General features: G+C 37.3%; 15 protein-coding genes. 13 read left to right on the top strand and 2 right to left on the bottom strand.

Annotated features, from left to right (window positions below; translation table 11 throughout):
• Window positions 1-21 precede the first annotated feature (21 nt).
• Window positions 22-8,775 carry a helicase-related protein gene (locus tag HMPREF0631_RS08225; RefSeq protein WP_002844379.1) on the top strand — a complete coding sequence of 2,918 codons (8,754 nt, stop codon included), beginning with the start codon at window positions 22-24 and terminating at the stop codon, window positions 8,773-8,775.
• 42 nt (window positions 8,776-8,817) lie between these two features.
• The gene (locus HMPREF0631_RS08220; protein WP_002844392.1) at window positions 8,818-9,477 is read left to right on the top strand and encodes a hypothetical protein; all 660 of its coding nucleotides are present in this window, start codon (window positions 8,818-8,820) and stop codon (window positions 9,475-9,477) included.
• Between the two features lie 92 nt (window positions 9,478-9,569).
• Here HMPREF0631_RS08220 and HMPREF0631_RS08215 read toward each other — a convergent pair whose 3' ends face one another.
• Complete coding sequence (locus HMPREF0631_RS08215; RefSeq protein WP_002844393.1) at window positions 9,570-10,901, bottom strand: relaxase/mobilization nuclease domain-containing protein; 1,332 nt, start codon at window positions 10,899-10,901, stop codon at window positions 9,570-9,572.
• Window positions 10,902-10,906: 5 nt separating this feature from the next.
• Window positions 10,907-11,257: a plasmid mobilization protein gene (locus tag HMPREF0631_RS08210; RefSeq protein ID WP_002844384.1), complete on the bottom strand. Its 351-nt coding sequence runs from the start codon at window positions 11,255-11,257 to the stop codon at window positions 10,907-10,909.
• Between the two features lie 590 nt (window positions 11,258-11,847).
• Between HMPREF0631_RS08210 and HMPREF0631_RS08205 the strand changes: the two genes are divergently transcribed.
• From HMPREF0631_RS08205 to HMPREF0631_RS08155, 11 genes are all read left to right on the top strand, one after another.
• Window positions 11,848-12,462, top strand: a complete 615-nt coding sequence (locus HMPREF0631_RS08205) for a TetR/AcrR family transcriptional regulator (RefSeq protein ID WP_000155678.1) — start codon at window positions 11,848-11,850, stop codon at window positions 12,460-12,462.
• Window positions 12,463-12,527: 65 nt separating this feature from the next.
• Window positions 12,528-13,127: an MptD family putative ECF transporter S component gene (locus HMPREF0631_RS08200; RefSeq protein WP_002844380.1), complete on the top strand. Its 600-nt coding sequence runs from the start codon at window positions 12,528-12,530 to the stop codon at window positions 13,125-13,127.
• Window positions 13,128-13,832 carry an energy-coupling factor transporter transmembrane component T gene (locus tag HMPREF0631_RS08195; RefSeq protein ID WP_001162459.1) on the top strand — a complete coding sequence of 235 codons (705 nt, stop codon included), beginning with the start codon at window positions 13,128-13,130 and terminating at the stop codon, window positions 13,830-13,832.
• Window positions 13,829-15,298, top strand: a complete 1,470-nt coding sequence (locus HMPREF0631_RS08190) for an ABC transporter ATP-binding protein (RefSeq protein ID WP_002844386.1) — start codon at window positions 13,829-13,831, stop codon at window positions 15,296-15,298. The genes HMPREF0631_RS08195 and HMPREF0631_RS08190 overlap by 4 nt, the downstream gene beginning before the upstream one ends.
• On the top strand, window positions 15,288-17,042 hold the full coding sequence (locus HMPREF0631_RS08185; protein ID WP_002844383.1) for an ABC transporter ATP-binding protein: 1,755 nt from the start codon (window positions 15,288-15,290) through the stop codon (window positions 17,040-17,042). Before HMPREF0631_RS08190 ends, HMPREF0631_RS08185 begins: the two co-directional genes overlap by 11 nt.
• Entirely contained in the window at window positions 17,039-18,793 is a 1,755-nt protein-coding gene (locus HMPREF0631_RS08180) for an ABC transporter ATP-binding protein (protein WP_002844378.1), read from the top strand. The genes HMPREF0631_RS08185 and HMPREF0631_RS08180 overlap by 4 nt, the downstream gene beginning before the upstream one ends.
• Entirely contained in the window at window positions 18,790-19,374 is a 585-nt protein-coding gene (locus tag HMPREF0631_RS08175) for an L-2-amino-thiazoline-4-carboxylic acid hydrolase (RefSeq protein ID WP_002844398.1), read from the top strand. The genes HMPREF0631_RS08180 and HMPREF0631_RS08175 overlap by 4 nt, the downstream gene beginning before the upstream one ends.
• Complete coding sequence (locus tag HMPREF0631_RS08170; protein WP_001077894.1) at window positions 19,375-20,115, top strand: class I SAM-dependent methyltransferase; 741 nt, start codon at window positions 19,375-19,377, stop codon at window positions 20,113-20,115.
• A 19-nt stretch (window positions 20,116-20,134) separates the two neighbouring features.
• A complete protein-coding gene (locus HMPREF0631_RS08165; protein WP_002844381.1) occupies window positions 20,135-20,743 on the top strand; it encodes an MptD family putative ECF transporter S component in 609 nt (202 codons plus the stop codon).
• Window positions 20,743-21,438, top strand: coding sequence for an energy-coupling factor transporter transmembrane component T family protein (locus tag HMPREF0631_RS08160; protein ID WP_002844403.1), 696 nt, complete (start codon window positions 20,743-20,745; stop codon window positions 21,436-21,438). Before HMPREF0631_RS08165 ends, HMPREF0631_RS08160 begins: the two co-directional genes overlap by 1 nt.
• Window positions 21,435-22,826: an ABC transporter ATP-binding protein gene (locus HMPREF0631_RS08155; RefSeq protein WP_002844372.1), complete on the top strand. Its 1,392-nt coding sequence runs from the start codon at window positions 21,435-21,437 to the stop codon at window positions 22,824-22,826. Before HMPREF0631_RS08160 ends, HMPREF0631_RS08155 begins: the two co-directional genes overlap by 4 nt.
• The last annotated feature ends 17 nt before the right edge of the window (window positions 22,827-22,843 follow it).

Raw genomic sequence — 22,843 nt, 5'->3', positions numbered from 1 at the left:
GTAAAAAAGAAGGAGGTAAACATGCGAATAAATGATTTTCATAACATTTTGGAGCTAATAAAACAAGATATTTTGCAGAGTGAAGCAGAGTATCTGAAGCTCTTAAAGGTTGTCGGAAACAATCAGAGGTACGACTTTAGAAGTCAGTTAAGTATTTATGATAAAAATCCTGAAGCGACAGCTTGTGCCAAGTTTGACTACTGGAGAGAACGCTTTAACAGAACGGTTATGCGAGGACAGAAAGGTATCCCCATTTTAGAGGACTATAGCACATACAAAAAGGTGGACTATATCTTTGATATAAGTCAAACCGTTTCCAAAAACAGAGATGTCAATGAAGTAAATCTTTGGAGATTTGATAAAGAAGCCCATAGAGATGTATTAAAAGAAATGATAAAAGCTGAAGGCTATGAAGAAAGCGAAAGCACCTTAGAAAACATCTTTTCTTTAAGCAGGCTCTACGGAGATGAAAAGATAGATAGCCTTATGAATGAACTTAGAATATCTGATGAGGACAGAATATCATTTACCAAGTTTGCAAGGGACTCAGTGAGCTATGCAGTAGCTTCAAGATTTAAGTTAGACTATCCTATGGATAAGGAGCTGTTAAAGGAAAACTTTGCAATGCTTGACAGCATTTCTCTTATGAGCATTGGAGAAACGGTATCGGACATTAGCGGAACAGTAATTGGTGCAACCATTCAAAAAAGCAAAGAGTTAGAGCTTCAAAAAGAAGTTTTAAGAGGTAAAGAAGCAGGATATAATAAAATAAAAGAAGAATTAGAGGAGGTAGAAGAAAATGTACTTCGACGAGATGATCAGGAAAGAATTAGTGAAAACGAGCGAATTTTCCGAAATGGAGAGTACGGACGAGATAATAGAGAAAATCAAAGAGAATACACTGAATCAGTTAGAGGAAGAGATGGACTTTATGAGGGAATATCCGAATCCGACATACGCAGTGATGAGGCTGGATTATCTTTCAAACAGCGAGGAGCAGAGCCACTTCGAGATGTTAGTGGATCTATACAAGGAGAAGAAGCTGATAGGACACCTGATGGATACTCAGAAACAGGCGATAGAGTTTATGAGAGCAGAGAAGCCGAAACTGATGATGGCTTGGCAGATAGAGGACGAGAGCCATCCGCAGTACAAAGCGATGATTTCAGCCCTCAAAGAAATAACAATCAAGGAGATAGTGGAAATCTAAAAGAAAATACGGATAAAGAGATAAGAGAAGCTGACAAGGCTTCTTTTTCTTTACCCAAAAACAGATCAGGACAGATTAAACTTACAATACCTCTTACACAAAATGATATTGACAGTATTCTTGTAAACGGTGGAAACCATGAGGGCGAAAGACTTCCTATCATTGCTGAATTTTCCAAAGGGAAAACAGTAGAAGAATTAGGAGAATACCTTAAAGATACCTTTAAAGGCGGAAACGGGTTTTACATTGATGAAAGAGAAGTATCTTCCTGGTATTCGGATAAAGGCATTCATTTAGCTTATGGAACTTCTGCAAGAGAAGATGATACGCAAATTTTAAGTTGGAGTGATGCTGCAAGAAGAATCAATGAACTTTTAGAAAATGGAAAGTTTGCCACAAATGTAGAGTTTTTGGAAGCACAGGACTATGAAAGAGATAGAGTTTCAAAATCGCTATGGTATCTATACCACGATTTAAGTGAAGAAGGAAAAGCACAGGGTTATTTTGACTTTATAGAAAGAGGAGGTGGGTTTCTTAAAGAAACAAGACAGTTATCGGAAGCTCTTAAAAATCCTGACTATCTAAAAAATGTTATTTCCGAGTATAGTCGCTTTTTGAAAGAATATAAAGAAAACAAAGATGTACTAAGGTTTCATTATCACAAGGTAGATAGCCTTTATCAGAGATTACAGGAGCTTGCACTTCCAAGAAGGAAATATACCTCTAACCTTACCGAACCTCCAAAGGTACAAGGCTTTATTACAGAAGATGAAGTTCTTGATACGATTTCAAGAGGAAGTGGAGTATCTCAAGGAAAAGAGCGAATTACTAAGTTTTTCAAAGAAAATCATACGCTTCAGGAAAAAGCGAATTTCTTAAAAGATGAGTATGGAATCGGAGGTCATTCTCATGCTGTTTCAGGAGCAAAGGGAAGTGATGAATGGCATGATGCAAAGGGACTGAAATTACAGAAGAATCATTGTAACGATGTATTTCTTACTTGGTCAAATGTAGCAAAGCATATAGATGAGCTGCTTTATAAAAATCTTTATCTTGAAGAAAAAAATATTGAAAGCAAGACAGAGATAGAAGAACAAAAAGAACCAAGTTATTACTCTAAAGACGATCCAAATAATCTGATGACTGATGAAATGCTTGAAAGAGTGCCTGAGCTTTATGCACATGAGGATGTAGCTTTAGCGGATAAACAGGTTCATGCAGCATACATTATTCCATTTAGAAGTAACTGGACTTGGTATATGACGGAGTATGACAGGAAAAGTAAAGATGCTTTTGGACTTGTTTTAGGGATTGAGCCGGAATGGGGATATTTTAATCTTGAGGAGTTAAAGGAATTAAATGCCCAAAGACTTGTTTTAGAGGATTTTCCAAAGACCTTTAGAGAACTGAAAGACAGTGAACTTAAAAAGCAGATGGATGAGCAGGAGCTTCAGTCTGTCTTTAATGGAGAACTTAGCTTTGAAGATAAAGTAGAGCTTGAAGCACCTGAAGAAGTGGAAGAAAGCATACAAGCAGAACCTTTTCAGGCTACCTTATTTGATTATCTAAAGGAAAGAGAAGAAGTAGAGCTTAATGAAAAAGAGGAGAGCCTTTCAGATGAGTTTGCAGTTAAAGAAGGCGATACCGTCTATTTTAATCATGAGGAGTACAAAGTAAGAGAGATTTCCAAAAATCAAATCACAGGAAGAAATGATTTGTGGCTTGATCCTGTAAGGCAAGGTAATCATCAAATCCCGATTATATCCTTTACAGATGATGAGGATTTATTAAGACAAGTAAATCTTGAAAGACCTGAATTTATCATCGGTGATGAAGTGAAGTACAAGGGAAAAGACTGTACCATCACAAGATTTGATGATATAGGGAATAACCTAAAGACCGTAACGATCAAGGATAATACCGAATATCTTGGCGGTATGATTACAGGCTCCGATGTAATTCCTTATCGTAAGGAAAGTGAGCTTGATAGAATCTTTGAAAATCTGACCAATGAGAAGCCTGAAAAGACTTTTGAGGAAGTAGAAATAAAGAAAAATGAGGCTCACAATTTCAAGATTACAGAAGAAACGCTTCCTTCAAAGTTATCTCCAAGCGAGAGGTTAAATAATAACCTTGAAGCAATCTCTATGCTTAACAGGGTGGAAATTGGAGAACGAGAGCTTGATATTACAGCTCAGGAAGTTTTAGCGAAATATGTTGGTTGGGGTGGACTTGCTGATGTCTTTGATGAAAGTAAGGATGGACAGTGGAAAGAGGCAAGAGCTTTCTTAAAGGAAAATCTATCGTTATCAGAATATGAAGCTGCAAGAGAATCAACCTTAACGAGCTTTTACACACCGAAAACTGTCATTGACGGAATATATAAGACGCTTTCCGGCATGGGATTTAAACAGGGAAATATCCTTGAGCCGTCAATGGGAATCGGTAACTTTATCGGTAATCTACCTGATGAAATGAATAAGTCAAAGTTTTATGGAGTAGAGCTTGATTCGGTAAGCGGTCGTATTGGAAAACTCTTATATCCGGAAAGTGATATACAGGTTAAGGGACTTGAAGAAACGGGATTTTCCAACAACTTCTTTGATATCGCAATCGGAAATGTTCCATTTGGAGAGTACAAGGTAAATGATAGAGAATACAATCGCAATAACTTTCTTATCCACGATTATTTCTTTGCCAAGTCCATTGATAAGGTAAGAAACGGCGGTGTTATAGCCTTTATTACATCTTCCGGAACAATGGATAAAAAGGACGAAAGTGTAAGACGCTATCTTGCAGCAAGAGCCGAATTTTTAGGAGCAATCAGACTTCCAAATGATACCTTTAAGGGTGTTGCCGGCACAGAAGTAACTTCGGATATTATCTTCTTAAAGAAAAGAGATAGTGTATTAGAGCGAGATGAAGATTGGATACACCTTGCGGAAGATGAAAATGGACTTTCATATAACAAATACTTTGTCGATCATCCTGAGCAGGTGCTTGGTTCTATGCGTGAAGTTAGCGGAAGGTTTGGGAAAACTCTAACTTGTGAACCGATAGCTTTTTTAGGTACAGAGATAAATATGGCTTCGTTAAAGGACAGACTTGAGATTGCAGGAGAAAGAATTTCAAAAGATGCCAAGTATGAAGAAGTAGAGCTACTTGATGATGAGATCACTTCAATCCCTGCAACTGATGATGTAAAGAACTTTTCTTATACCTTAATTGACGATGAAGTCTATTACAGAGAAAACTCACTTTTTATCAAAAAGGAAGTATCAGACAAGAATAAAGAAAAAATCAAGGATTACCTTGAGCTGAATGTTGCCTTAAAAGATGTAATTTACAAGCAGAAAGAAGATTTTAGCGAGGAAGAAATCAAGGCTTCACAGGAAAAACTAAATGAAGTATATGATAACTTTTCAAAGAAGCATGGCTTTGTCAATAATTTAAGCAATACCAGAGCCTTAAAAGAGGATAGCAACTTCCCGCTTGTTTCCTCCATAGAAATCCTTGATGAAGAAGAAAATTTCAAGGCAAAGGGAGATATTTTTTCCAAAAGAACCATTACAAAAGCCAAAGTCATAGACCATGTGGATACCTCTTTAGAAGCTCTTGTTTTATCGGTATCTGAAAAAGGCTATGTGGACTTTGACTATATGGGAAGTCTTACAGGAAAAGACAGACCGACCTTAATTGAGGAGCTTCGAGGGGAAATCTACCTAAATATTAGAGAAGAACAAAACTTTTACAGACCACTTTCCTTTAACTTGGAGGATGGGGATTTACCTTTTGCTTGTGCAAATGGCAGCAATTCCTATAAGTATGGCTATGTAACAAAAGATGAATATTTAAGTGGGAATATCAGGGACAAGATTGCCATTGTAGATAGCTACTTATCAAAGCTCAGACAAACGGAAAGAGAGCTACCTCATCTTGGCTTTGCTGAGAACGGAAAAGAAAAAGAGCTGATAAGCTATGAAATGAACCGTTTGGAATATCAAAAAACAGAGCTTACAAAAGTTCTTCCAAAGGAGCTTGAAGCAAGTGAAATCAATGTGCGTCTTGGTGCAACTTGGATACCGATTAAAGACATTGAGAAATTCATCTTTGAAACGCTGAAAACTCCGGGGTATGCCAAATGGGATATTAAGGTTAAATTTTCAAACCTTACAAGCGAATGGAATGTAGAAGGAAAAAGCAGGGACAGAGGAAATGACCTTGCAGAAATGACCTTTGGTACATCAAGGGTAAATGCCTATAAGCTGATTGAAGATGCCTTAAACCTTAAAGAAACAAAGGTATTTGACCAGATTGTAAATCCGGATGGCTCTAAAACTTCTGTCTTAAATAAAAAAGAAACCATGCTTGCAGGACAAAAACAGGAGCTATTAAAAGAAGAATTTAAGAACTGGATATTTAACGATCAGGAAAGAAGGAGTCGTCTTGTAAAGCTGTATAATGAGCGTTTTAACTCTATCCGTAACAGAGAATATGACGGAAGCAATCTCTCTTTTGAGGGAATGAATACAGAGATTGACTTAAGACCTCATCAAAGAAATGCCATAGCAAGAAGTCTTTATGGAGGAAATACCTTGCTTGCCCATGTAGTAGGAAGTGGAAAGACCTTTGAAATGGTAGCTTCTGCAATGGAGAGTAAAAGGCTTGGGATGTGCAGTAAGTCCTTATTTGTTGTACCCAATCACTTAACAGGACAAATCGGGCGTGAGTTTATGCAGCTATATCCATCGGCTAACATTATGGTGGCTGATAAGAAAGATTTTGAGCCGAAAAACAGAAAGAGATTTATAGGCAAGATTGCTACAGGGGAATACGATGCGGTTGTTATCGGGCATACGCAGTTTGAAAAAATCCCTATGAGTAAGGAATATCAGGAGAAGCATATCCAAGATCAGATTGATGAAATCGTAAATTATGTAGAAGAATACAAGCATGATAGGAACCAAAACTTTACAGTAAAACAGCTTGAAAAGACAAAGAAAAAACTGGAAACAAGGCTTGAGAAACTAAACGATGATTTTAAGAAAGATGATGTCATTACCTTTGAGGAATTAGGAGTTGATAAGCTCTTTGTTGACGAGGCACATGGCTTTAAGAACCTTTATCTCTATACAAAAATGAGAAATGTTGCAGGTATCGGACAGTCAGAAGCCTTTAAGTCCTCTGATATGTTTATGAAATGCCGCTACATGGATGAAATGACAGGCGGCAAAGGCGTGGTTTTTGCAACAGGAACACCTGTAAGTAACTCAATGACCGAGCTTTATACTATGCAAAGGTATCTTCAGTATGAAAGTCTTAAAAAGAACGGACTGGAGCATTTTGACTCATGGGCTTCCACTTTTGGAGAAACACAATCCTCCTTTGAATTGTCTCCGGAAGGAACAGGATACAGGGTAAAGACGAGATTTTCAAAGTTCTATAACTTGCCTGAGCTTATGAGTATGTTTAAGGAAGTTGCAGATATTCAGACTGCGGATATGCTTAACCTTCCTACACCTGAAGCTAACTATGAGGTTATTAAGACAGAGCCTTCTGAAGAACAAAAGGAAATCCTAAAGAGCCTTTCTAAAAGAGCAGATGATGTCAGAAATAGAGTTGTAGAGCCTGATGAAGATAATATGCTTAAAATTACCAATGACGGCAAGAAACTTGCCTTAGATCAGCGTTTAATCAATCCTCTGCTTCCTGATAATCCTGATAGCAAGGTCAATGTATGTGTAAAGAATGTCTTTGCCATTTGGGATAAGACAAAAGAAAACAGGTCAACACAGCTACTTTTTTCTGATATGTCCACTCCAAAAGGAGATGGAGAATTTAACATCTATGATGATATTAGAGAAAAACTTGTAGCTATGGGAATACCAAAAGAAGAAATTGCTTTTATCCATGAAGCGAATTCCGATAAGCAAAAAGATGAACTCTTTGCAAAGGTAAGAAAAGGCGAAGTTCGTATCTTAATGGGTTCTACGCAGAAGATGGGAGCCGGAACGAATGTGCAAAACAAGCTGATTGCTTTGCATGATCTCGATGTGCCTTGGCGTCCTGCTGACCTTGAACAGCGTGCGGGTAGAATTGTAAGACAGGGCAATGAAAATGAGAAAGTGAATATCTATCGTTATGTTACAGAGAATACCTTTGATGCCTATTTGTGGCAGACGATAGAAAATAAGCAAAAGTTTATTTCACAGATTATGACAAGTAAAACACCTGTCAGAGTTGCGGAAGATGTGGACGAAAGCTCCCTTAACTATGCTGAGATTAAAGCTCTTGCCACAGGTGATCCGAAGATTAAAGAAAAGATGGACTTGGATAATGAAGTTACAAAACTTAAAATGCTTGAAGCAAACTATAAGTCTAACCGTTACAGATTAGAGGATAAGGTGGCGAAAAATTATCCCGAAGAAATCGCAAGAACGGAAAAGCTCATAGAAGCTGTTAAGAAAGATATAGCAAGTGTAGAATCTAAAGCGGAAGGTGAGGAAAAGTTTACTTCCATTACAATTGCGGGAGAAAAGATTACCGACAAGAAATTAGCCGGAGAAAGACTTCTTGAAGCTATTTCTAAAGTGAAAATCAATGAAAGCAAGGTTATAGGAAAGTATAGGAATATGGATTTAGAGGTAAGTTATAACTTCTTTACCAATGAACATAACTTTAGCCTAAATGGTGCTGCAAAGCATTCAGGAGAGCTTGGAACAAGTGCGGACGGGAATATTACAAGACTGGATAACGCTCTTGAGAAAATGCCCGAGAAATTAAATAGGCTTGAAGAAAAACTTATCAGTACAAAGGAACAGCTTGAAAATGCCAAAGAGGAGCTAAAAAAGCCTTTTGAAAAGGCAGATGAGTTAAAATCAAAAGTGCTTCGCTTGGCAGAGTTAAATAAGCTCCTTGATATGGGAGAAGTGGAAGAAAAGAGAAATGACAATCCTCTTGTGGAAGATGTAAAAAGGGCAATCATTGACTTCTGTAACAGAGAGTACGAAGAAAATCACAGCTATGATGAATTTAATACCTTGTATCCTGATTTGAAGCATATTGGTATCGCCTATACCAATACACCGGATGAAAGACATGGGATTCAGTATGAACTGAACTTAGAGGAGAAAACTTGGACGCAGTACATTGATGATACGCCTATCAAAACAGAGAGTTTTGACTATGAGAATAAAGGAGAAAATGAAGCTCTAAGGAATATGAAAAATGAAATAGAAATGTCCTCTTTTAACGATTTGGTTTATGTTGATTCAGAAGATTTAAGAGCAGCAACGGGTCTTGATATTGACGATGAAGGCAACTTCTATGATCCACTTTCTAAAGACCTCGATAATGACGGTATTCCTGACAGATATGACAATGACTTTAAGGACAGTGATTATTTTGAGTCAACTTATGATGTGGAGGACAATCTTCATAGTAAAGAAGAAACCACACAAAAATCAGGTGATAAGCCATCTATTTTAGGACAGATAAGAGCCTATCAAAATGAAAGTAAAACAGAAGAAAAGCAAAAAACAAAAGAACAGGAATTTTTAAGATAAGGGGAGGGAAACCTCCCTTTTGCCATGAAAGGAGATAAAAACATGGATTACAAAACAATGAGAAATCAAATAGAAGATATGGTAAATGATAATCATAAGGACTTTGTAAAGGCGATTATAAGCATGGAAAAAGGTATCAACGATGAAAGTGCTTTGGATAAGCTCTATGACGCTTATATGGAAAATGACAGCCTTAATTTACTGCATGAGGAATTTGACTATATGATTGAGGATTTAAGGGAACAGGGGCAGATAAAAGACCTGCCTTATGCTCAGGAAGAAAAGGATAATCTTATCAATATTGTAGGAAATATTGTTGGAGAGGTCGATGTAGTAGAAAGGGAAAATAAGAACGGAGAAGCCTTTAAGGTAGCGAATTTCTCCGTAGTATCTAAAGATGATGAAGGGAATAAGGTCTATCATAATTGCTCGGCATACGGAGAAAAAAGCGATATTCCAAAGGACTTTAAGCAGGGAGATTTTGTTAAGCTCTTTGGACAAATCAGAACCTCCATTGATGATAACGGCAAGGAGCATAGCAACATCAGGATACTTTCTTCAAAGCTGTTAAAGGCAAAGGAACAAATGAAAGGACAAGAAGAAAAGAAAGAATCTGTACTTGGGGCTATCAAAAAATATCAGGCTGAAGATAAGGAAAAGCCGAAAGAAAAGAAAGAAGTAAGCAAAGAAGCTGAGAGATAAATTTACGGTCGGTGTGGTCTTAGGACTGCACCGACTATTTTTTTATTGGTCTTGAATTGCCAAATCAAGGTAGAAAAAGAGGAGAGAAAAAATTATCTCTCCATCTCCTTGCCCATGTAAATTCCATAGTTCTTTCGTATTTGATAAAGCTCGTCCATAGTAGATTTTGAGGAAGAATACTCTTTCATGAGGATATTCTTTTTTTCTTGCAGTTTATCAAGTCTATCTAAAATATTCTTTGAATTTGGAAGTTTAGAATAGGAGCTTTTCAGCTTGGAAAGAGCAGTTTCATAGAGCGTGATTTGCGATTTGTATTCTTCAAAAAATGCCTTGTCCGATGGATTTGATTTATATTCTTTGTAGTAGGCTCGATATTTTTTAACAGTATGAACTTGTTCCATAGTATCAGAAAGTAGCTGCATATCCTTGTCAATTTCTTTGATTTTATCTTGTAAGTTCTGTCTTTCTTCAGCACTTTTCCTAATGTATTCATCAAGCTGCTTAACGGAGTTAATGCCATGTTCCCTGATGAAAACAACTGACTCAGCCATTGTATTTAAGTTATGCTTTGTTGCCCAGTATTCATAGCCTTTGCTCTCTTTCACTTTGGCATTGGTATTCATATTGATAACATTTCCGATTCGTTTTTTGACAGGCGGGGCTTTAATAGATTGATTTTCTGTAATACGCTCTCTTAATCTTTCTTCGGTATAATCCTCACCAATCGTCTTAGACCTTGTAAATCTCTGCTTATCTTTTGGCTTAAAGGCAATGTGTTTGCCATGTTTTATTTCATAACCAAGTTCCACCATCTTCTTTAGAAATTCTTCCCAATCCTTAGACTGTTTTATCAAACGATCAATGTCAAATTGAAGCCTGCTTTTCCAAGAAGTACCTTTCTTAAATTGCTCATTTTCATACCAAGACTTTCCATTTATTTTGTACTTTCTCTTATAGCTCTCGTAGAACTCATCAATCACAGATAGGTTATTTTCTTTACATAACTTATCGCTCTGATACCTGATTTGGTGGTAGCTTTTCTTGTTGGACTGATAGCACTTACCAGTAACCATATTCACATTATTAAATATGACGTGATTATGAATATGCCCTTTATCTATATGGGTAGATAAGACAAATTCGTACTCATCCTTTAATATCTTTTTACATAGTTCAAGACCGATCTGATGTGCCATTTCAGGACTTGCTTCTCCGGGTAAAAAGGATTGAATGAGGTGTCTTGCAAGAACAGTTCCGTTTGTTCCCGCATCATTTCGTGTTCTTAAAAACTGGGTATGAGCAGTTTCCTGATGGCATTTATGAGTGCTTACTAAGATTTGCTCGTCCGTTTTTTCTCCATTAACAATATATGAAATGGCAAGATTAAGGGTTGATTTTATAGGATGTATTTTTGTAATAGCCATAAAATTTAATCACCTCCGGAAGTTCTGTTAAGAAGCAGAGAATGTATTTGCCACAACTCTTTTGAGAAATATTCAATCTGCTTTTTTATATCGTTTATATCGTCTTTGTAGATTATTCCAGTAGAATTTATACGCTTTGCAATCTGATTGATGTTGTTTGTAGCGTTGGAAAGCAAGCCTTGTAAATCTCTAAAGGGTTCTAAATCCACTTGGTATATTTCCTTTTCTAAAACGCACTTGCGAATGAAATGGCTCATATTTTTGCATTTCGCAAGTTTTCTTTTCTCCTCAAAAAGAGCCTTTTCTTCTTCGGTTAATTTAATTTCAAGTCTTTCATTTCGTATTCTATTTGCCATAGGTAAATCCTCCTTTGAATGTATTTCGGGGTCTTAGGGTACACCCTAACAAGTTAAAAATTGATAAAAAAAGAAGCAGATCCCAGAGGGCTGCTTCATCAATTTTTACGTAAGTGTCCGTACACTTACTGTGCTTGCTACAAAAGAATGATTAGGGTAGCAAGCGTTAAGCTTTTATTAAGTATTACATTTGTATTATACCATAAATCAATTCCTTTAGCTGTATTTATATCATAGGTTTTGTATTAATTTTAAAATATTTCTCTCCATAGAAGAACGCAGATTTGTTGATTTATATGGTGAATAATTCCAATCGAAGGACTTTTGTAATTCTTTATTATTTTGCAATAGTTTACATTCATAATAAACATTTCTTTGTTTTAAGGCTCAAAAAGTTCTGGATTAAAGATAACATTAGCATTATAAGTTTAATTTGTTCTCGTATGATTTAATTTTTAGAGTAAATTTCAAACAGGAAATTGAAAAAATGTGAATATTATTATGAATGTAAAAAAACTATTGACAACAATATACCAATGGTATATACTGGTGGTATATACCGATGGTATATTGTTGATGGAGGTGTTTAAATGACTATTTCTGAGACTCAAAAGAAAATATTGGCAGTCGGCAAGAAAGAATTTTTAAAAAAAGGATTTAAGGATGCTTCACTTAGAATAATTGTCGAGGAAGCAGGATTTACGAAAGGTGCTTTTTATGGTTACTATCCTAATAAAGCGGCCTTATTTGAAGCTATTGTTTCTGATGTAGCTGATGGGTTAATAGAACAGTTCAAAGCTGCACAAGATGCACATTTTGATTTAATTCCAGAAAATAAAACTTTAGAAAGCAGAGAGCTGTCTACAAAATATCTTTTGCATTTTGTGAATTATATTTATGATTATTTTGAAGAATTCAAGCTTGTAATTTGCTGTTCTGAAGGCACAAAATACGAAGATTATATTCATGAACTTGTAGAATTGGAAGTATCCCGTACGGAAAAATATTACGCTATTCTTAAAGAAAAAGGCAAAATGGCAGGAAACGTCAGTCATGATTTACATCACATGATTACCAGTGCATATTTTACAGCTGTTTTTGAAACGATTGTGCATGATATGACAAGAGAACAAGCCATTAAATATGTTAAAGAGCTTGCAGTTTTTTTTAATTCGGGATGGGATGGACTTTTAAGGTTTAAATAAAGCGTAAAATTTTCACGCAAGGTTAGCAAAGGCTAACAACTATATTTAGAAAGGATATGATTATTATGAAAAATAGAGAAAATATATTACTAACAAGAGATTATATTTCCATAGGCATTTTTTCACTTATTTATTTTGTTATTGCATTTGTTATAGGCGGTATCGCACAGATGACACCTGTCACTTTTCCGTTTATGCCGATGATAGTAGCTTTATTTGCGGGCAGTGTTTTTATGTTATACACCGCTAAAATACCGAAGCGCGGATCACTTTCCATACTTGGTATACTTGCCGGAATCTTGTTATTTGTTACCGGTATGTTTTGGATGATGTCGGTATTTTTCATCGTATTTGGATTTATTGCGGACTTTATTTGCCAATCAGGAAATTTCAAATCATTCAGAAGAAATTTACTTGCCTATTGCGTGTTTGCGCTGTCTCCAATGGGAGCCTATATTCCCATGGCTATCATGCCTGCACAGTTTGATGAATTCATGCGTAGAAAAGGAGATGTTTCTTCTTTTGAAGGAATCATCAATGCTATTAGAATAAATTGGTGGGTTATCCCCTTAATGATTTTGGGGACAATTATTTGTGCCATAATCGGAGGCCTTATAGGTAAAAAATTATTGAAAAAACATTTTGAAAAAGTGGGGATTATATAAATGGCTTTAGATCCCAGAACAAAGCTGCTGATTTTATCAATAACAAGTATTTCCGTGTTTCTGAATGAAAGTATCGTTATAGAATGCCTTTTTACAGCAATCCCTATATTATTGCTCTTACAGGCGAAAGAGTTCCGTACTGCTTCAAAATACGGAATTCTCTTTATTGTGTTATTGATGGTACAGCTTTTTGTTATATCAAAATTACCTGTTACGATCGGAGGCATCATATATATGTTTGATGTCTATATAAGAAAACTTATTCCTTGTTTTATGCTCGGCACATTTTTAATACAAACTACAAAGGTCAGTGCTTTTTTAGCTGCATTCAGTCGATTGCATTTGCCTAAAGGTTTCACTATTGCACTTTCTGTTACATTGCGATACTTTCCGACAATGGCTGAGGAATGGAACTATATTAAGGACGCCATGGCTCTTCGAGGGATAACCGCTTCTTTTACAGGATTTTTACGCCATCCGGTCAAAATAATGGAGTATGTATATGTACCGATGCTGGTATCTGCTTCTAAAATCTCTGATGAAATCACACAAGCCGCAATTACAAGAGGAATAGATCATGTCGGAAGGCGCAGCTGTATGGAAAAAGTTTGTTTTTCAATCCATGATGCTCTGATTGTAACAATCTATATAGGGATTATTTGCATGATATTTTTTGATTTTTTACGAGGAGGTGTATTCCCTTGATTGAATTTATAAAACTTTCTTTTTCCTACAAGGATATGGAAAAAGCTTCTTTACGGGAATTACACTTAAATATTCCAAAAGGACAATGTGTTCTCTTGTGCGGTGCATCAGGATGCGGAAAAACGACTCTTACCAGATTGGTAAACGGGCTGATTCCTCATTTTTTTGAAGGAAAACTTTCAGGCAAAGTAACTGTAAAAGGAATGAATGTTGCCGAGACCGAAATTTCAACTCTTTCCGATAGTGTCGGCACGGTTTTTCAAAATCCGAGAACACAATTTTTCAACACAGATACAGATAGTGAAATTGTTTTCGGACTGGAAAACAGAATGCTTGAGACGAAAGAATTAAAACAGCAGCTTGAAAGGATTACTAAAGATTTGCATATAGAAAAATTAAAAGGATGCAGCATTTTTGAACTTTCCGGAGGGGAAAAACAAAAAATTGCATTTGCGTCTGTGTATGCCACGAATCCGGATATTTTTGTATTGGATGAACCGTCCTCAAATCTGGATTTTCATTCCGTGCTTGAACTGAAAAAACTGATAGAAAAAATAAAACAACAAGGGAAAACGATTATCATTGCAGAACATCGCTTGTGGTATTTAACAGATGTTGCAGACAGGGTCATCTTAATGCAGGAGGGTCAGATTTTTAAGGATATGAGTATACAGGATTTTTGCGAGCTCCCGCTTGAACAAATACAAAATATGGGGCTCAGGTGTCGAAATCTTTCTGAAATCAAAACAAATACCAATGATAAAAAATTTTCCCAACACACCTTAGAGCTGAAAGATATTCATGTCAAATATGGTGAAAAGATTATCTTGCAAAACATCTCTTTTACCGCAAATGGTGGAGAGATCGTCGCAATTACCGGCGCAAACGGAACAGGAAAAACGACACTGGCACGCACGATATGCGGACTGATAAAACAAAAATCGGGAAATATTTTTGTAGACGGCAGGAGTTTGTCTGCAAAAGCGCGTATTAAAAAATCTTACATGGTGATGCAGGATGTCGGACATCAACTTTTTACGGATTGTGTGGAAACAGAATGCACACTCGGAACAAAAACAACAGATGAGTCTGTTATTGACGAAACTTTATCGGCCTTATCTCTTTCCGAATTAAAAAACAGACATCCCCTTTCACTTTCAGGAGGACAAAAACAGAGGTTGGCAGTGGCAATCAGCTTGCTTTGTGATAAAGAAATTCTTATTTTCGATGAACCGACCAGTGGGCTTGACTTAAAAAGCATGCGGGAAGTAGGAACGATGGTAGAGAGACTTTCTGAACAGGAAAAAATCCTGCTCATTATTACACACGACATTGAATTTATAAAAACAATATGTTCCAGAGTTTTGCTTTTGTCAGGCGGTAAAATAATTGCCGATTTGAGAGGTGAAGAAAAGAAAAATATCGAAAAATATATTTTAGCAGAAGGAGATCGAAATGAAGAATAAGAAGAACAAAAACACATTGCATCGCTTATTTGAGTTTGCCGGATCATGTAAAGGCTTGCTTTTAAGTTCGGTTGTTTTTGCCGTTCTTGGTGCAGGGTTTGGAATCGTCCCGTACATTGCAGTTTCACGCATTATTATTCAAATATGCGCCGGCGATTACAGCTTGAAATCAATCATGCCGATGGCAGTAATTGCTCTTTTGGGGTACCTTTTGCAGCTTGGTCTATCAACTGTATCTACGGTGCGGTCTCACAAAGCCGCATTTACTATACTAAAAAATATTCGTACTGCACTTACGAAAAAGTTGTCACGAGTGCCCATGGGATTTGTCTTGGATACCCCGTCAGGAAAATTCAAAACGATGCTTGTAGATACGGTTGAAAAACTGGAGTTACCCCTTGCTCACATGATACCGGAATTAACAGCAAATATTATGATTCCTGTCTTAATGTTGATTTATTTCATGTTCCTTGATTGGAGGCTGGCACTTATTGCTCTTGCAACCTTTCCTGTCGGGATGCTCTGTTATATGGGAATGATGAAAGATTATGAGAAGCGTTATGACAGAGTTATTAAAGCCGCAAAAGCTATGGATGCCGCTACGGTTGAATATATAGGCGGAATCGAAGTGGTTAAGGCTTTTAATCAAAGTAGCGATTCTTATCGCAAATATGCAGAGGCGGTAAAGGAGAATGAAAATTCTAAATCGGAATGGTTCAAAAAGACGAATCCGTACTATGCGGCAGGTATTGCAATAGCACCCTCAAGTCTAATCGGAGTTCTTCCTGTCGGAAGTTTGTTTTATATAGGCGGAAGCATAAGCGCAGGCAGTTTTATATCCTGCATTATTTTATCATTGGGCTTGATTGCTCCGCTTATTCAGGCATTGCGATATACAGACAGCCTTGCTATGGTAGATGCCACCGTAAAAGAAATCGGAAGCCTTTTGGATACGGAAGAAATGGAACGCCCGGAAAAACGAGTACAGCTTAAAGGAGAAAAAATAGAATTTTCCAACGTCTCTTTCTCTTACAAGGATACAGAGGTTTTACACAGCATTTCCTTTGAAGCGAATGAAAATGAAATGACGGCTTTGGTCGGACCGTCGGGATCGGGCAAATCCACTGTCGCCAGACTCATTGCGTCTTTTTGGAATGCGGGAAGCGGAACCGTGAAAATAGGCGGTGTCGATGTGCAGAACATACCGCTTTCGCAGATAATGGAACATATTGCGTATGTTTCACAGGATAATTATTTGTTTCATCTTTCTATACGAGAAAATATACGAATCGGTAAGCCGGATGCTACAAACAGCGAAATCGAAAATGCAGCAAAAAAAGCGGCATGCCATGATTTTATTACATCACTTCCCAATGGCTACGATACCGTTGTCGGAGACAGCGGAAGCAATCTTTCCGGCGGAGAAAAGCAGCGCATTGCCATTGCAAGAGCCATATTAAAAGACAGCCCCGTAGTTATTTTAGATGAAGCTACCGCCTTTACAGACCCTGAAAATGAGTCGATAATTCAGCACTCCATCAGCGAGCTTGTAGCGGGAAAAACGCTGATTGTCATTGCACATCGATTATCTACTATCACATCAGCCGATAAGATTATCGTCATGAATGCAGGAAATATAGAAGCGGAAGGAAAACATGAGGAGCTTACCCAAAATTGTGTTCTTTACAGAGAACTTTGGAATGCACATATCAGCACGCTTGATATGAAGGAGGTATCAGCATGATTCAGATGTTCAGACGACTTTTGGATTTTTCCGGAATGGAAAGAAAAAGATTGATTTTATCGTTTATTTTTCATATGTGCAATTCCGTGTTTGAGATGCTTCCCATTATGGCTGTGCTTGCAGTTTTGAACGGAATACTATTATCACTTTCAAGTGGCTTCATGTCGATTAAAACAATATGGGCAGCCTTGGGGATTATGCTTTTAAGTATTTCAGGACGCATTCTATTTACGAATCTTTCCGCTGTAAAAAGAACCCTTGGAAGCTTTTCCATGTGTTCCAAATGGCGCATGGAGCTTGGCGAAAAATTAAAACGCGTACCTATGGGATATTTTAATGAGCATCGCCTTGGAGATATTACAGCGGCAGTTACTACAACACTTGGAGATCTGGAAACCAATGCAGTTACCGTCATGGAAGCGGTAGCCGGAGGATTTATCCACGCCGCAGTGATAGGGATATGGCTTTTGTTTTATGAATGGAAAATTGGAGTTTTGATGTTCATAGGGCTTTTTCTTTCCCTTTGTGTGTACGCAAAAACACAAAAAGCTGGTATGAAATATTCTCCGCGCAGGCAAGCTGCACAGGCCGGACTTGTTACAGGCATTTTAGAATATATACAGGGGATGTCCGTGATAAAGGCATTCGGACTTGCCGACCGTTCGGACAAATCCGTAGACGCTGCAATCAATGAAAGCGCAGAGGCAAACATCGCTTTAGAAAAAGTTTTCTCCGGCTTAGCTGCCGTCTTTCAAATGATATTCAAATTTGCCAGATTCGCAATCCTTGTTGTTGCACCATACCTGCTTATGAACGGAGAAATAACTCCTGAAAAGTGCCTGCTCCTTATTGTCGCAAGCTTTATGATTTATACGACTGTGGAGCTTGCAGGAAGTACGGCTGCCGTTGCAAGAGTTGTGGATGCTTCTTTAGACAGATTGGAAACAATATCCAATATTCCCCTTCTTGATGAAAAGGGAACAGACCTTATCCCGAAAGCATACGACATAACCGTTTCAAACATTTCCTTTGCATATGAGGAAAAGGAAATTCTGCACGATGTAAGCTTTTCTGTTCCTCAAGGTACGAGCTGTGCCATTGTAGGACCATCAGGCTCAGGAAAGACGACCCTTTGCAGTTTAATTGCACGGTTTTGGGATGTAAAAGACGGAGAAATTCTTTTAGGCGGCGTTAATGTCAAAGACTATACCTGCGACAGCCTTCTTAAAAATTTTTCCATCGTGTTTCAAAGAGTTTACCTTTTTGAAGATACCATTGAAAATAACATTCTTTTTGGAAAACCGCAGGCAACAAAAGAAGAAATGATTACAGCGGCAAAGAAAGCATGCTGCCATGATTTCATATCCGCACTTCCGGATGGATACCAAACAAAGATTGGAGAAGGAGGTGCAACCCTTTCCGGCGGTGAGAAGCAGCGAATCTCTATCGCACGAGCGATTTTGAAAGATGCACCTGTTGTCATTTTAGATGAGGCTACGGCAAGTGTCGATCCTGAAAACGAACGGGAATTGCAGCAGGCTATTTCAGAGCTGACAAAAAATAAAACGCTTCTGATGATTGCTCACAGGTTGAATACAGTTCGAGAAGCAGATCAAATTCTTGTTCTTGAAAATGGACGAATTGTGCAAAGAGGAAAACATCAGGAGCTGATACAGCAGGAAGGACTTTATCGACGATTTGTTGAAATTCGGGGAAATGCAATTGGATGGAAATTAGGAGGTCTGGAATGACATACAAAAAATTTTACTTCGGAAAGTTAAATGCACAGATATTAAAAAAAATAGATGCGGAACATAAAACAAAAATGAAGCAGCTCATCAAAGAAATCAATCAAGGATCATGGACGGAAAAACAGAAAAAAAGGCAAAAAAGAAGCATTATTTCAAATATAGCCCTATACCGATGTTTCATAGATAAAGGGCTTTCAAAAAATGAGGCAAAAGAATTGGTAAAGGAGTATTCATTTTATGTTGCCCAAAAGGCACATAAGCTTTTGAAAACATTTTTCCATATCCCCGGGTTTTTCAGGATATTTCGTTTGTTTATGAAAAAAGGGATGTCGGGCGATGAAATATGGAAAAGCAGAATCCTGTCGGATGACGGGGAATACTACCGTGTCGATGTGCTCAAGTGCCTTTGGGCGGATACCTGCAATTTTTTTGAATGCCCAGAGCTTTGTGAGATATTCTGTCTGTGTGATCATATCGTATTCGGAAATATAAAGGGATTTGTATTTGAAAGAAGTCAGACACTGGGAATGAACGGTGAAAAATGCGACTTTTGCTTCATAAATAGGAAAGGGGAAAGTTAAATGAATAGGGCTGAGGAAAAATGGTCCGGGGATGCCGGAAAAATGAAAATGTTTCTTCTTCAAGAAATAGAAGAAAGAGGTCTGGAATGGAGAGGTTTGTTAGAACGGTGTCTTGGAGATTGTCAAAAAAACAAAATTTTAGATGTCGGATGTGGAACCGGGTTTATTTCACTGCTTCTTGCACAAATTGGGTGTGATGTCATTGCAATAGACAATAATGTCGCAATGCTCAAGGAAGCTGAAAAAATATCTGAGGAGTTAGGATTTTCAAATAAAATCACTTTTATGCTTAAAGACACAGAGTTAGTGGATTTTCCCGATAATACCTTTAATGCAGTGGTCTCAAGACATGCCTTTTGGCTATTTAATAATCCGAAAAAAGTTTATGCGCAGTGGTACAGAATTTTGAAATCCGGCGGTTGTATGCTGAATTTAGATGCAAATTGGCTTTTCCCTTTTTGGGGAGAGGAACAGGCAAAGCTCTTTCAGTCAGATGAAAACATTTTAACAAAACGCTACGGCAAATTTCAGGATTATTATCATGATACAGATATGATGGACGAATTGAAAAAACTCCCTTTAAGTTATATAAAACGCCCGGAATGGGATTTGGAAACATGCAGAGAAACAGGTTTTAAGAACATTGAAACAGAGACACTGTTACAGGAAAAGTATTGGAATCCTTTTATGGCACGCAGGTATCGCACGATGCCGACCTTTATCATCAAAGCTCAAAAGTAATATTTACGGAGGAAAATAAATGAAAAAAAATAAAGCATTAAAATGGGAAATTAAAGATGTCATTGCGGCTGCTCTGTTGAGTCTCTTTCTTATTCTCATCCAGTTTATTGTAAATATGGTATGCATGGCCAATCATTTTGTCAGCATGGTTTTATCAATCGGTTTTACCATGTTCTTATGTGCACCTGTCTATTATCTGCTTTTGTGTCGGGTAAGGAAGCACTTTGTCAGCCTTGTTTATATGAGTATCGTCGGTATGATTTATCTGTTGATGGGGAACTGGTATCTTTTACCGTACTTTGTTGCGGTTGGTATGATATGCGAAGTAATCTTGTGGAAAAATTGCTCTGAAAGAAATCCAAAACAAATTATAGCGGCGTGGACTGTTGCCAGTCTTTTATATAACGGTGTCAATTTACTGCCGATTTGGTTCTTTTGGGAAACCTATTACAGCTTTGCAAAAAGCAGTGGCATGGATCAAAATTATATAGATTCATATATCAGCTACTATAAGACTCCCGGATGGATTGTATTCATTGTGATTTTTACCACGATATGTGGGTTTGCGGGTGGTCTGGCCGGGAAAAAAATTATGGGAAAGCATTTCAAAAAAACGGGACTTCTATAATGAGGAAAATTTCTTTTGCTGTCATAACTAAAATATGGGGATTCATTTGTGTGCTGATAGCCATTTATATGGGAAAAGATGTCATTTTCAGCTGTATCCTTACAATTGTCGCTTTTTTGCATCTTATTATACAGGGAAAATGGAAAATCGTATTTAATTATGGCATATTCTACATCTTATTGGGAATTTTGCTCTGCGCCATACAACGCTGCGGACTTCATATGTTGATTTTTTCAGAATTTTATGTGCTGATGTTTTGGAATCTTTCTCCTGCTTTCTTGATGTCATGGGATTTGGTTACAACACCACCCGGAAAGATTTCAGCGTTCCTAAGCAGTATTCACCTTCCCACATCCATTATTTTGGGAGTTCTTGTAGTATTCAGATTCTTTCCTACCATGAAATCGGAGTTAAGGAGTGTGTATCTATCTATGAAAAACAGAAACCTGACAGGTATTAAACAGATATTGCAAGCACCCGCAAGGACATGCGAATATGTGCTGATTCCCCTGCTCGTCAGAATTTTGATGACAGCAGATCAGCTTTCCGTTTCAGCTATTGCAAGAGGTGGAGAATCACCGGGAAAAAGAAGCAGCTACTATGAGAGCAAGATTGAAATAACGGATATATTTGCCATGATTTTATGGTTCGCTTTGGTATCGGGCTATTTATGGATAGGAGGCATCAAAATATGATTGAATTAAGGAATGTTTCCTTTCAGTATGCTGATAGCAACCATGGTGTGACGAATATAAATTTAGCGATAAAAGCCGGTGAATGCGTGGTTTTGACAGGAAAATCAGGATGTGGGAAAACGACCATTACCAGACTTATCAACGGTCTTGCTCCAAAATATTACAAAGGAACTAAAAAAGGCAGTATACGAATTGCAGGAAAAGATATTGAAATGATGCCGTCCTATGATATCGGTAAAATTGTCGGCAGCATATTTCAAGATCCTCAAAGACAATTTTTTTCGTCAGAGCTTGAGGGTGAAATAGCATTTGGATGTGAAAATTACGGTTTCTCAAAATTTGAAATTCAAAAAAGAACAAAGGATGCTATTCATAAGATGAAATTGGAAAACATAGGAAAGATTTCCTTAGATTTGCTTTCAAGTGGTGAAAAACAACGAGCAGCAGTAGCTTCTGTATATGCAATGCATCCGGAGGTTTTTGTGTTTGATGAGCCGACTGCAAATCTGGACAAAGACGGCATCACTCAAATGAAAAACATCCTTATGCAGTTAAAGAAAGCAGGATACACATTGCTGATTGCCGAACATCGTCTCAGTTGGACAGAAGAGCTTGCCGACAGGTATTTATATATGAAAGACGGACAGATACAGCATGAATATTCTTCTTTAGAATTTAGTACAATGAATGACTTGGAACGCATTTCAAAGGGACTTCGCCGTATTATAAATAAACCTTTTACAAACCAAATTCCCCCACCCCGAACGGACAATATTGCAATACAGGGAGAAAGGATAGCTCTCAAGAAAAATAAAAAACAAATATTAAAAAATGTGGATATTTTTGCTAATGAAAAAAGTGTTACTGCCATCACAGGCAACAATGGTGCGGGAAAAACCAGTTTAGCTTTAATTTTGAGCGGACTTGAAAAATCAACAGAAGGTAATGTTTATATTCATGGTGAAAAGGTAAGATACAGAAATCTTCGCAGACATACCTATTACTGTTCAAATGACACAGGTACACAATTTTTTACAGAAAGCGTTTCAAAAGAACTTTTGCTCGGAACAAAATATGATGCAGAGAATTTAGAAGATGCAAAAAAATTGCTTAAGGATATGCATCTGTACGAATATAAAGATTCTCATCCTGCTTCCTTGTCAGGGGGACAAAAACAAAGACTTGCGGTATGCTGTGCGCTGTTATCAGGTAAAAATATTTTGATACTTGACGAACCGACCAGTGGATTGGATGCCGAAAATATGTTTTTGGTTGCAAGGGAACTAAAAAAGGCTACGGAAAAAGAAAAAACCATTTTTGTAATCACTCATGATGAGGAATTTATGGATGCTTGCTGTGAATACAGAATAAATATAGATAAAACATAAAAATAAAAGACAAGGAG

The sequence above is a fragment of the Peptostreptococcus anaerobius 653-L genome (genome assembly GCF_000178095.1).
In the GTDB taxonomy this organism is placed as follows: domain Bacteria; phylum Bacillota; class Clostridia; order Peptostreptococcales; family Peptostreptococcaceae; genus Peptostreptococcus; species Peptostreptococcus anaerobius.
Note: the sequence above shows the minus strand (reverse complement) of the source record. Positions and strands in the feature narration are given on the sequence as shown.

Coding starts and splice junctions, on each gene's coding strand:
- HMPREF0631_RS08225 (WP_002844379.1), top strand. CDS start 22: ATGCGAATAAATGATTTTCATAACATTTTGGAGCTAATAAAACAAGAT.
- HMPREF0631_RS08220 (WP_002844392.1), top strand. CDS start 8,818: ATGGATTACAAAACAATGAGAAATCAAATAGAAGATATGGTAAATGAT.
- HMPREF0631_RS08215 (WP_002844393.1), bottom strand. CDS start 10,901: ATGGCTATTACAAAAATACATCCTATAAAATCAACCCTTAATCTTGCC.
- HMPREF0631_RS08210 (WP_002844384.1), bottom strand. CDS start 11,257: ATGGCAAATAGAATACGAAATGAAAGACTTGAAATTAAATTAACCGAA.
- HMPREF0631_RS08205 (WP_000155678.1), top strand. CDS start 11,848: ATGACTATTTCTGAGACTCAAAAGAAAATATTGGCAGTCGGCAAGAAA.
- HMPREF0631_RS08200 (WP_002844380.1), top strand. CDS start 12,528: ATGAAAAATAGAGAAAATATATTACTAACAAGAGATTATATTTCCATA.
- HMPREF0631_RS08195 (WP_001162459.1), top strand. CDS start 13,128: ATGGCTTTAGATCCCAGAACAAAGCTGCTGATTTTATCAATAACAAGT.
- HMPREF0631_RS08185 (WP_002844383.1), top strand. CDS start 15,288: ATGAAGAATAAGAAGAACAAAAACACATTGCATCGCTTATTTGAGTTT.
- HMPREF0631_RS08180 (WP_002844378.1), top strand. CDS start 17,039: ATGATTCAGATGTTCAGACGACTTTTGGATTTTTCCGGAATGGAAAGA.
- HMPREF0631_RS08175 (WP_002844398.1), top strand. CDS start 18,790: ATGACATACAAAAAATTTTACTTCGGAAAGTTAAATGCACAGATATTA.
- HMPREF0631_RS08170 (WP_001077894.1), top strand. CDS start 19,375: ATGAATAGGGCTGAGGAAAAATGGTCCGGGGATGCCGGAAAAATGAAA.
- HMPREF0631_RS08165 (WP_002844381.1), top strand. CDS start 20,135: ATGAAAAAAAATAAAGCATTAAAATGGGAAATTAAAGATGTCATTGCG.
- HMPREF0631_RS08160 (WP_002844403.1), top strand. CDS start 20,743: ATGAGGAAAATTTCTTTTGCTGTCATAACTAAAATATGGGGATTCATT.
- HMPREF0631_RS08155 (WP_002844372.1), top strand. CDS start 21,435: ATGATTGAATTAAGGAATGTTTCCTTTCAGTATGCTGATAGCAACCAT.